This is a genomic window from Pontibacter sp. HJ8 (genome assembly GCF_054824225.1).
On record NZ_JSYF01000514.1, the window covers coordinates 1 to 1,541 of the forward strand.

Here is a 1,541-nt window from a genome sequence, read left to right on the forward strand (position 1 = left end):
CTTTGTTTAAGAATACCGCATCAATATTAAAAAATATTGATATATAGACTGATTATTTATTCCGGAGAATGTACCAACCTGCCAGGTATAGGACCGCTATCGTCCTAAAAACCAACCTGTATGCCATTGGTAATGGCGTAAACAAAACGCGTAACCGGTACGATAGGCCTGTCTTCGTACGTGCAATTGAAATTGGTCCGGAGGGCGATGTTACTTCTTAGTTTTACCTGAATACCTACCTCCCCGCTTATCCGGTTTCTGAGTCGCCCGATTTCCGGGTCATACCCTGTCTGATAATACGCTATGTTATTGGTTTCTACCAGTTCGCCTAGTTTCGTCTTCAGGCTGATATAGTTGGTGGACTTGGGTAGATTGGAAACATGTTTCAGGTCATCCTGCTCCGGATCTTTCCACGTCTCATGCTCGAGCATGAAACCGGAACCGGCAAAGATGGCGGATTTTTCACTTTTGTGAATTGCCAGCCGGAGGCCGCCTCCACTGAGCACCCGCCTTTCCAGCCCCCGGGCCCTGTCGGCCTGGTATTGGGTAAACAGTTCATAGGAGAGCTTCTGCTGCCGCATCAGATTGACCCGGAAATGGGAGTAGCCGTTGCTGGCAACCGTATTGCGCTGCTCCCGGGTATCGTAATTCACGAGCAGGTAGTTGTAGTAGTTGAGCAGCAGGTAACTGTGTTTCACAGATACATAGGCCAGGTCGCCTGTAAAAGTTAACTGCAGGAAGTTGTTGGGGTTGTTTTTCCCGGCATTCCGGTTATACAGGGAAAAGTTCAAGCCTGCTTTTCCGGTCAGGTAATTTACTGTGTCCCGGTCCTCGCGGGCTTGTTCAATATTCAGGATCTGGGCACGAGACGTTTCAGGATTCAGCAGAAGGCAAAACAAAAGGAAAATGAACGTTGCAAATAAAGTCTGTAAGCGCATGACAGGTATACTTTGGGGCGGAACGAATGGGTATAAAGTTACTGAAGCAAGGGCTGGTTTAAAAATCGGGGCTGTGTCGGGTAAACATTTCCTCGCGGATCACGCTTATATACTACAGGCTATACCTGCCGGTTTATCATTTACATTCAAGTTTAGAGCGTCATGGCAAGAAGTTCAGTGCATTTGGTTCAGGCCATCCGGCATACTGCTCAGCGGCTGGCCAAAGGAGACAAGTACCAATGGGGACATATGGGCAGCTGCAACTGCGGCCACCTAGCCCAGACCATCACCCAGTACAGCAAAGGGCAGATTCATGGGGCTGCCATGGGACGGCACGGCGACTGGCGGGAGCAACTCCGGGACTACTGCCTCCAAAGCGGCCTGCCGATGGACCAGATCATCGATGAAATGCTGGCCTTCGGCCTGAGCACCGACGACCTGGAACACCTGGAGCGGCTCTCGCACCCCCACGTGCTCCAGGCACTTCCTGCAGCGCAACGCTACCTGAAGCACAATGTTCGGCAGGATGTGGTGCTATACCTGAACACGTGGGCTGACCTGCTGGAAGAAGAATTATTGCCGCATATCAAGCTAGGCAGTCTC

2 protein-coding genes are annotated in these 1,541 nt (G+C 50.7%); one reads left to right on the plus strand and one right to left on the minus strand.

Annotated features, from left to right (window positions below; translation table 11 throughout):
• Window positions 1-104: 104 nt before the first annotated feature.
• Window positions 105-938, minus strand: a complete 834-nt coding sequence (locus tag OB13_RS18715) for a DUF481 domain-containing protein (RefSeq protein ID WP_461491707.1) — start codon at window positions 936-938, stop codon at window positions 105-107.
• Window positions 939-1,100: 162 nt separating this feature from the next.
• Here OB13_RS18715 and OB13_RS18720 point away from each other — a divergent pair.
• Window positions 1,101-1,541: hypothetical protein (locus OB13_RS18720; RefSeq protein WP_461491708.1), on the plus strand; the 441-nt coding region annotated here is incomplete at its 3' end.

Bases quoted from the DNA above. Each gene is read 5' to 3' on its own strand.
- OB13_RS18715 (WP_461491707.1), bottom strand. From the start codon at position 938: ATGCGCTTACAGACTTTATTTGCAACGTTCATTTTCCTTTTGTTTTGC.